The sequence below is a fragment of the Protofrankia sp. CiT1 genome, assembly GCF_917627335.1.
Classification (GTDB): domain Bacteria; phylum Actinomycetota; class Actinomycetes; order Frankiales; family Frankiaceae; genus Protofrankia.
This window is the reverse complement of the sequence record NZ_CAKJTP010000022.1, coordinates 43,675-52,826: the sequence shown is the minus strand read 5'-3', so window position 1 is coordinate 52,826 and position 9,152 is coordinate 43,675. Positions and strand designations below refer to the sequence as shown.

The following is a 9,152-nucleotide window of genomic DNA, read 5'->3' as shown; positions in this document are numbered from 1 at the left end:
GCGTCACCACCAAGGCCGGAAAGGCTTGTAGGGGGTGCCCTCCAGACAGAGACGGACAATCTTGAGCGCCTCAAGATGGATGATCTCCTCATAGGAGACCTTGCGGCGCAGCGTCCGGTGGTAGACGGTCGTGGCGAGCTCCTCCCGGATCATGGTGGAGACCTTCTTACGGCCGTCACGGCTGAGGGAGGCCCGACCGACGTCGCTTTCGAAGTCGGCGGGCCGCAGCGTCTTCTGCGCGGCGGCGCGACGCAGCAGGCGTTCGGCGAACAGCGGCTTGAACGGTTCGGCCAGGTCCAGGGCGAGGGTGTTACGGCGCCGGTCGGTGTCGGCGTGCAGAAACCCGAGCGCGGGATGCAGCGGGGTACACCGCAGGGCGGTGAGGACCCGTGCGTAGACGATGCTGTTGGTATAGCTGATAAAAGCGTTGCCCGCATTGGTCGGTGGACGGCGGCTCCTGCCGTCCAGCCGCAGCCAGGCCGGCAGGATCGTGTCGAACACCCCCCAGGCCGTTCGGCGGAAGTTCCCCTCTGCCCCCATAAGCTGTTCGGCGCTGTGACAGTCCGGGAGCTGGGCGGTAAGGGTGTCCAGGGCGCGATCGAGATGTTCGGTGTCCAGCGCCCAGCGCACATTTGCCGCAGTCGTGGCTACCAGTGAACGGGCGACTGCGACCCGCTGCTCCGGGTCTGCGGTGAGGGCAACCTGGCAGCGCAGCACCTGAGCCGACGACATGTCCTCGGCGGGGGTGACGGCGCCGGCATAGTTGCCGTAGTGGTCCAAGACGTGGACCATCACGCCATGCCGGCCGAGAAGCGACACCGCAGCGGTGTTGATGTCGACGTGGTCGAAGGTCACGAGATCGCGGACATCGGTGATCGGAAGGTGCACCGGGCTGGCGTCAGCCCGCTCGATGCGCAGGCTGTTGTCCTCGCGGCGGATGCGGCACGGTTCGGTCAGCCAGTACGTGCGGCCGGCGGCGCTCATGCCGGTGGCCGGGACGTCCGGCGATGGTCGGTCATATGAACTACCCCCAGCAGTAGTCGGTATAGGAACAGCCGCGGCAGCGCCTGCGCTCCAGCCGTGGTGGTATCGACGGCGCGGCGATCACGGCACGGGCCTGGCGCTCGGCGTCCAGAGCGGCGGCGCGGGCTTGGTCGTTCCAGGTCACGGTGACCGTCCGGCGGATCAACGGGTAGTGGACAGTCCCGCCTCGCACGTGGACCCCGCGCCGTTCCAACAGCAGGCAGTAATGGCGGACCTGCGCCTCATGATCCGCTGAAGGGGCACGGGAGGACTTGGTCTCATGGACGACGGCACCCGTGGTGACCCAGTCGATTTTCGCCTCACCGAGGTCGATGTCGCGGCGGCGGGTGTAGGTGGTGTCGTCCACGACCTCACCGAAGGCGACCAGATCGCTGGACGCCTCCGGCCGGTAGCCACGCATGTAGAGCCAGAGCTGACGCGGGCAGTGCAGCAGGTACTTGATGTGGACACCGCCGAGGCCGTCGTCACCAACCTCACTCGTGGGGCTGCTCGTGGGGCTGCTCGTGGGGCTCACGGGGCCGACGGTGCTCACAGGATTCGTGTCGCTCACAGGACGGTGTCCACGGGGATGGCCTGCGCACGAGCACCCGTGTCCGGATCGGCGGACAGATCCAGCCCGGCCTCGGCCGTGTACGGCAGATCGACCACAGCCAGTTTGAGACGCCGGTCGACGTGGGCATGCCGGTCGCGCAACAGGCCTGCGTACTGCCCGAAGCGGATGGGGATGAGCAGCCCTTCGGCGAGCAGCGGGTGACCGTCACGCCTGTCCGACAGCGTCCGATATTCGTCGACGTCGTCGGCGTGCAGGACGTGCACGGTGTCGAAATCCTTGTCAAGCCTGGCGGCGAACTCGCCACGGTCCTCAAACGGCTGGCGGAAGGTCAGGAAAGCCGCGGCGAACTCGTCCCGCGCCTCGCGGGCGATCTGGGCCCACTGCTGCCCCCAGGGGGTGGCGTAGACGTCGGCGAGCCAGGCACCGATCGTGTGTTCCGAGATCATCGGATCACCGGTCACGGTGCGTTGCATGGCGGCCCACGCCGCGTCCAGCGCCTCCTCTTCGTAGGGCAGGTGGGACGACACGGCGTGAACGCGGAACTCGACAGGCCCGTCCGGATGGCGCCCGCGGCGGTTGACCCGGCCGGCACGTTGGGCGACCGCTTCGATCGGGGCGAGTTCACTGACCCCGCGGTCGAAGTCCAGGCACAGCGAGACCTCCAGCACCTGGGTGGATACGACGAGTCCGCCACGGCCCTCACGCAGGGCCGGCTCGCCCGGTTCGCGTTCGGGATGCCGGGCGGCGACTCGCCGTTCGATCGCGGTCCGGTCACGGGCTTTGAACCTTGAGTGCAGCAGCAGGGCCGCGTCGTCGTCATCCGGATGCACGGCGCGGGCAGCCGGCGCCAGCACGTCGAACAGGGCCTGGGCGCTGCGGACGGTGTTGGCCACGACCAGGACGCTGCGCCCCTCGGACAGCCATCCGATGATGACCTCAAGGCTTGCCGGCGAGGTGACCGGCTCCTCGTCGAGGACGAGCCGGTGGCGGTCCGGCGCGGTGCCCACGGCGGCGGGCACGACCGCCACCGGCTGCGGAGACAGACTTTCCTTAACCAGTTCGATCATCGGCGGTGCGAGGGTCGCGGAGAGCACCGCGACCCGGCTCCCGAGCTGCTTCCACAGCCGCAGGGCCGCGCAGATCCGGCCGAAGGTGACCGGGTCGTAGGCGTGCAGTTCGTCCAGGACGAACAGCGCGTTGGCCTGCTCCAGCAGGACTGAGGAGTAGCGCGGCCCGGCGATCGCCGCCCGTAGCAGCTGGTGCGGGGTGGCGACACGCACCCGCTGGGCGAACAGTCGCATCGCCCCCGCGCGGGCGCGGGCCTTGCGCGCGTCGTCGGGTCCGGGCGCGCAGTCCTCCGCCACCGCCCGGGTGAGCAGCGTGCGGGCAGCGGTGGAATGCAGCACGCCGATGTCGGGCTCCGCCTCGCCCGGTGGCGGGTCGAGCGCATGGGTGAACCGCTCGGCGGCGGCGTCGATGGACGCCCGGTAGGGCAGCACCCACACCAGCCGTGGCCGGCCCGGCATTCCCGCGAGCTGGGTGGACGCCCAGGCGAGACCCGCTTCGGTCTTACCGCTGCCGGTCGGCGCGGTCAGTACGAGATGGCCGTCGACCGCCGCCGCCCCCCGCTGATGATCGTACGGTGTAGCCAGTCGGTCGAGAAAGCGCGACGGTAACGGCATGTGCCGCTGCAACGGCACCTGGGCGGAGCCGGAATGGTCGGCGAGGGTGACCGCGCCCTGTAACAGCACCGCCAGCAGGCCGTCCTCCAGGGTGACCGGATCGATCCAGGCGTCCCGCGTCGCCACGAACAGATCACGGGCCCGCTGCCACAACCGCCGGCCGTCCGATGGCGGCAGGCTCGTGCCGAGCTGGCCGGTGAACCAGGTGAGCAGCTCGGCGTGCCGCGCCGGGGTGACCTGGATGCGGGGTTCGTCACCGAAAGCATCCGGGTTGAGGCCGAAGCGGTGTTCCCAGCCACCGTCATACGGGTACCTGTCAGCCAGGCCGTCGCCGAGGCCACCGCTGACCGTCAGTGGCTTGTGGTGGAAAGCGACACCCGTTGCCGTCATGAGCCGGTCATGATCGGGTTGACCGGCGGTGAGCAGGTCTACGTAGGCCAGCGAGAGCACCTCGTGCCGCTCGCCCCACGGCGCCTTGCGCACCCGCAACTGCCGCTGGAAACCGGCGGCTACCTTGCCGGCGTCGTGCAGCAGGGCGGCCTGTTCCACCCAGGCCCAAAAGCGCGGTTCCGCGGCGATCGGCCCGGCCGGGCCGATGCGGTCGGCGACCGCGCGGGCGGCGTCCCGCACCGCCGCGCAGTGGTCGGTCAGCGGCTCCGGCCGGCCGTGCGCGGAGCCGGTGGCGGACTTCGCCAGCACCTGGTCGAGCGCAGCTCGATGACCGCCGTCACCACCGCCGCCACCGCTATCGCCGCGGGCGCTCGCCGAGTTGCCCGCAGCGCCGGGGCTATCGGTGTTATCGGCCATCTCCCCGGCATCGGCGCCATCCGTGGTGCCGGCCTGGTCAGGGCCGTGGAGCCAGACCGCCTCACCGGTGCCCTCGTCGCGGTAGGCACCCTGAACATCCCGGCGCCCCGCAGCTGTCGGGCACCACAGAAACGAACCGTAGACGGTGCGGAACCGGTCGGTGCTCACCGTCTCAGCGAGCCGGACCGACACCGCCCCGGGCGCGTCATGCCCGTCCGGCGGGGCCAGAGCGTGACCGACCACCGCCTGCGCGGCCGGATGCAGCACCGTCCACCGAGGCCGGCCCCGCAGGTACACCAGATCCTGGGAGCGCCCCAGGCGCAAACCCCAGGTCGGCCGGCGCAGCGCGGCTTCGATCCGGCGGCCGTCCGCACCCGGAATCCACAGGGTCACGTGGACGCCGGTGAGGAAGGGCCGTTCCCGGACGGTGGCGCCGCCCTTGCCCGCCCGGACCCGGCCGCCGATCGCCGGGTTGCTCCCGTCCGCGGCGATCGGATGGTAGGTCTCCAGGTCGATGCCGTCACCGGCGGCGCTGGCCGCCATCCCCAGCCGGACCGGTTCGTCGGGCCGGCCGGTGGCCGCCGCGAGCATGCCCCGCACGGTCGACGGTGCGGGCACCGGCAGGCAGCGGGTGACCCCGGGGAACATCGGGTCCCGGAACGACGCGACCGGCGCGAACAGCTCGACCCGCAGCGCCTCGACCGGGACCGAGCGTGGATGTTCGCTCACCGTGGTCACCGGGCCGGGTCGTCGAACCAGGCGTCGTGCTGCCCGTCCCGCACCCGCGCGGCCAACGCCAGCAGCACCGTCCGCGGATGATCGATCACCACCTGGCCGGCCGCGATCTGCTCGGCCAGGTCGGCCTCGAACCGCCTGCGCAGGACATCGCGGAAGCCGGGCCGCCAGCCGATGAGCACCGGCGGCTCCCATTCGCCCTGCCATGCGGCCAGTTCCTTGCGGAGCACGTCACCGCGGACCTGAAGACCGGTGCCGTCCTCCGCGCCGTCGATGACGAAGCCGAGCGGGTTCACCCCACCCGCCATCGGCACCACCGCCAGCAGCGCCGGAACGCGGTCACCGTAGTGCAACGCCTTCTTCGCGCCACCGGCCAGCTCCGCCAGCGCCTCCACCAGGACCGCGACCCGCTCCCGCCGGGAGGCGAGCGGCAGGCGTACCGCGGTATGGCCGCGGAAGGTCTGCGTGGTCGCACCGGCCTGCGCCGCGGCCGCAAAGCCCAGCGCGGTTTTCTCGTCGAGATAGTTGGGCCGGCCCGACCCGCTCGGGCCCGGCAGGGTAAACGTGCCCACCCGTGGTATGTCGAACAGGAACGGCGCGGCGAGGTCCGCGGTGTAGAACTCGTGCGAGTGCAGCACCGGCTCGGGAATGTTCCGGGACATCACCCCGAAATCCTCGGTGAGCTGCGCCGGCTCGACCGCGAGGAACGTACCCACCATGAACGGGGTGTCCCGCACGGTCGTGGCCTCGTCGGTGGATTTCGCCGTGGCCTTCATGTAACCGAACAGGTCGTCATCGACGTACCGGATCGGGTCCGCGTTCGTGGTCACCTTCTGCGCCTTACCCTGCGCTTTTCCGACCCGCTCGGTCGGTGACGGCACCGAGCCGGCGGCGGTCATCGTGTCCCGCAGCCAGCGGCGGAACGCCTGCGCGGACACATACGGGTAGTACCGGCCCCGGATCCGGGTCTTCTTCACCCTGCCGGTCGTCGTGTCACCCGCCCCGTTGTTCGGCGCGCCCGCCTCCACCGCGAGCACGATCTTTCCTGCCAGAAACGCCATCAGGCGTACCCCCCGTCATTGTCAACATCATCGTCGTCCGCATCCGGGTCGAACCCCACGTGCGGCCCGTCGGTGTCGTCGGCGTCGTCCTCGTCGCTCTCAGCCCGGGTGCCGATCGCCGCGCCGCGCGCGGCCAGCTCGGCGACGACCTCGAAAAACAGCTGCCCGCGCAGGCGCCACCCCGGCGGGGTCGAGGCCAGCAGCGTCTCGGTCGCCCCGGTGATGTCCGACGGACGACGCCCGTCGAGCAGCAGCCGGGCGCTCGCCTCCATCAGCAGGCGTTGCAGCGCGAACGTCCGCCCGGCCACCTGCCGGTACTCGTTGAACCGGCCGCGGGGATTCTTCTCCGCCGTGATCCAGTCGACCAGCAGCGTGGTGACGGGTTTCAGGTCACCCGTGTCCATTCCACACATCTCCCTCAGATACAGCGCTGACAACGCCCGCCAGTCCCGCAGGGTCGACGCCGACGTCTTCTCCACCGCGTCGCGGCGGTTGAACAGCTCGACCAGCAGCCGGTCCCGATGATCGTTGACCGGTTCGAACAACGTCCGGGCGATGGCGTCACGGCCGCTGCGGATGACTGTTCCGTCCGCGGCGCGGCGGGTCATAGCGCTTTCAAGCCGCCGCCAGCCCCGGGCGGCGGTCGGTTGGGTCGGCAGAGCCCGCAGAAATCCCACGACCGCCAGTCGGGTGGCGGTGACCCGCAACCACGGCTCCTGATTGTCGTTCTTGAACATCCACAATGTCGTGGCGACCGGCCGCTGGTTCGTGCCGGACCGTGCCGCGTAGTTTCGCAGCCCCCACAATGTCACCGCCTCGGGAGAGGCATGAGACGGCAGGGAGCTGAATCCGACCTGCTGGATCCGGGCGGCCCGTTCACAGTTCCGCGCCGCGAAATTCCGCTCGACCACGTCACCGTCGCAGGTCAGTACCGTCGCCGACCCGGCTGTTACCGCGGCGCCGTACGGCATCGCCCACACCGCGATCCGGCACGCCCGGCACACCGGCCAGCCCGCCGTCCCCGGTGGCAGCGTGTTGCGGAACTTCGTCGTGTCGAACATCGGCAGCATCGACTTCGCCCACAGGACGCCGGCCATCGCGCCGCAGAACACACACGGCCGCAGCACGTCGCGCGCCCGGTCCACGGCGAAGAACCGGTCCACCTCGGCGGTCAGCGCGGCGGCGTCCCGCGGCCGGCTCGCGTGGGTCGGCTTCGCGTTCGGGAACAGCGCGTACAGGACCTTCCACCAGTCATAGGCCGCATCATCCTTACCCGCTGTGGCGGCCCGCACGACATCCCGCACGATCCGTGCCGCGACATCATCGAGATCCCCCACCGTCACGTCATCCGGATGATCGCGGCCCGCGAGAATCGTGACCGCCCATGCTCCGCAACGTTGGATCGGATGACGTGTCAAGGCCAGCACTTCTGTCCGTAACTGTTCGCCGGCATCCGGTGGTGCGGTCATCGGATCCAGCCGAATCCTTGGTTGGTGTTGAGCCCCAGGCCCCATTCATAAAGGGCGTCGAGCAACACGGGATCGGCATGCACGCGCAGCTGGACGGTGCTGCCGTACCGGGGCGCGCGTTGCACCAGGAACTTGCGCGCAGGCCCGTACGACACGATGTCAATCTCCAGGTCGCCGGGCAGGCCCAGCAGGTCCGCCTTGTGCCGCAGGTTGTGGCAGAGCCTTTCCGCATATCGCGGATGGTCGGGGTGGATGAACCGGTCCTCGAATTTCACCAGCACCTCTGTCACCGTCGAAAAGTCCGCCCACCCGCGGCTGTGGTCCGGCATCGGCTCCAGCTGGACGCCCCGCACCCGCAGCGCGACAGTGCCCCAGCGGAGCTCCGTGCGCCCGGCGACCCCGGCCAGCAGCGCCGCGGCCACCCGCGGTACCGGGGAGCCGAACCAGACCGTGCCGTCACCGGACGCGCCATACACGCCGGTACGCCGGCCCGCCCCGCGGAAGCGGGGCGCCGACAGACCAAGCGGACGCAGCGAACTGCCCGCGTAGCCATGATCGTGTAACTCGGCGGCCAGCGCCTCGTCCTGAGCGCGGATCAGATCGTAGGCGACCCCGCGCGCAGGGCTGAACACCTGGTCCCACGGAATGCTGTCCACATCCGCGGCGACGTCCACCCGAAATCTCATCCAGCTCCCCGTTCCTCTCGCATTATGATCTTGCCTGCTATCGGTGCTGAGCGCCCGATCCTCACGAAGCCGCCGCATCCATCAGGTACTGACGGACGACGGAACCGGCAGCCTCTCACCCACCAATCCGAAGCCGAACAACAGGTGAGATGATCGTGACTATCGGACAGGGCCCGGCCCCAGGATGATCGGCGCGTGTTTGTCGGTCGGCACGCATTTCAGCCGGAAAAACGTACACAATGACAAACACGCGCCGATCATGAACGGTGGATGTCAGCGGTCGTCAGCGAATGCCGGTGGTTGTCCACAGATCAGTTCCAGGCATGGCGCCGCTCCAACCGGCGCAGGAAAAATCCAGTCATGCTCGATCCCCGTCCCGATCTGACCCCGGATCTCCTTCGTCAGGCACGGCGGCAGGACGGGATGATCACTACAGCCCAGGCTCAGGCTTTCGGACTGACCCGCCGGCAGATCGCGCATCTCGTCCAGATCGGCCAGTGGCGGCAGCCGCGCCGAGGCGCCTACCTCGTGCCAGGAGCCCATCCGCTCCGGAGCCGGGTTCGGGCCGCTTTGCTACGCAGGTCGGACGCCGTCGCAGGCGAGATCACCGCGGCGCGGCTCCTCGGGTTCGGCGGCCTCCCGACGGCAGCGCCCAGCGAACCGGTGCACCTCCTGCTGCCACGCAGAGCCGCGCGGGCACAGCCGGACGGCGTCGTACTGCACTGGGCCGACATACCGCTCGCCCAGGTCACAGATGTCTGCGGCGTTCCGGCGACGTCGGCGCCACGCACGCTCGCCGACATGGTGCTGCGTCGTAGCCGCGATGACGCCGTCGCCCTCATGGACGCGGTGTTGCACGATGGCCATCTCACCGATCTCAACAGCGCTCGGTCGCTCGTCTTCGGCAGGCTGGGCGCGGCAACGCGATCGAGCTGGTGGCAGCACGCTGACGGCCGAGCCGAGTCCCCGCTCGAAACGCGGCTGCGGCTGCTCCTCATCGACGCGGGCCTGGGTCCTGAGCAGCTCCAATGGCCGGTCAGAAATATGGCCGGACGCGTCATCGCCCGCCTTGACCTCGCCTGGCCGAGCCGACGACTCGACGTCGAAGCCGACGG

Annotated in this window: 7 protein-coding genes; 1 reads left to right on the top strand and 6 read right to left on the bottom strand. The window is 69.8% G+C overall.

Annotated features, from left to right (window positions below; genetic code table 11):
* Positions 1 to 3: 3 nt before the first annotated feature.
* From cas1b to cas6, 6 genes are read right to left on the bottom strand one after another with little or no spacing between them, the layout of a single operon-like run.
* On the bottom strand, positions 4 to 984 hold the full coding sequence (gene cas1b / locus MJ785_RS06355; protein ID WP_239380188.1) for a type I-B CRISPR-associated endonuclease Cas1b: 981 nt from the start codon (positions 982 to 984) through the stop codon (positions 4 to 6).
* A 40-nt stretch (positions 985 to 1,024) separates the two neighbouring features.
* A complete protein-coding gene (locus MJ785_RS06350; protein WP_370652882.1) occupies positions 1,025 to 1,558 on the bottom strand; it encodes a CRISPR-associated protein Cas4 in 534 nt (177 codons plus the stop codon).
* Between the two features lie 32 nt (positions 1,559 to 1,590).
* Entirely contained in the window at positions 1,591 to 4,815 is a 3,225-nt protein-coding gene (gene cas3 / locus MJ785_RS06345) for a CRISPR-associated helicase Cas3' (RefSeq protein ID WP_239380185.1), read from the bottom strand.
* 5 nt (positions 4,816 to 4,820) lie between these two features.
* The gene (gene cas7i, locus MJ785_RS06340; RefSeq protein WP_239380184.1) at positions 4,821 to 5,882 is read right to left on the bottom strand and encodes a type I-B CRISPR-associated protein Cas7/Cst2/DevR; all 1,062 of its coding nucleotides are present in this window, start codon (positions 5,880 to 5,882) and stop codon (positions 4,821 to 4,823) included.
* On the bottom strand, positions 5,882 to 7,351 hold the full coding sequence (locus tag MJ785_RS06335) for a hypothetical protein (protein WP_239380183.1): 1,470 nt from the start codon (positions 7,349 to 7,351) through the stop codon (positions 5,882 to 5,884). Before MJ785_RS06335 ends, cas7i begins: the two co-directional genes overlap by 1 nt.
* Entirely contained in the window at positions 7,348 to 8,037 is a 690-nt protein-coding gene (gene cas6, locus MJ785_RS06330) for a CRISPR-associated endoribonuclease Cas6 (protein WP_239380182.1), read from the bottom strand. Before cas6 ends, MJ785_RS06335 begins: the two co-directional genes overlap by 4 nt.
* Before the next feature lie 270 nt (positions 8,038 to 8,307).
* Here cas6 and MJ785_RS06325 point away from each other — a divergent pair.
* A partial coding sequence (locus MJ785_RS06325; protein ID WP_239380181.1) for a type IV toxin-antitoxin system AbiEi family antitoxin domain-containing protein occupies positions 8,308 to 9,152 on the top strand: 845 nt, incomplete at its 3' end.

Bases quoted from the DNA above. Each gene is read 5' to 3' on its own strand.
- cas1b (WP_239380188.1), bottom strand. From the start codon at position 984: ATGAGCGCCGCCGGCCGCACGTACTGGCTGACCGAACCGTGCCGCATC.
- cas7i (WP_239380184.1), bottom strand. From the start codon at position 5,882: ATGGCGTTTCTGGCAGGAAAGATCGTGCTCGCGGTGGAGGCGGGCGCG.
- MJ785_RS06335 (WP_239380183.1), bottom strand. From the start codon at position 7,351: ATGACCGCACCACCGGATGCCGGCGAACAGTTACGGACAGAAGTGCTG.
- cas6 (WP_239380182.1), bottom strand. From the start codon at position 8,037: ATGAGATTTCGGGTGGACGTCGCCGCGGATGTGGACAGCATTCCGTGG.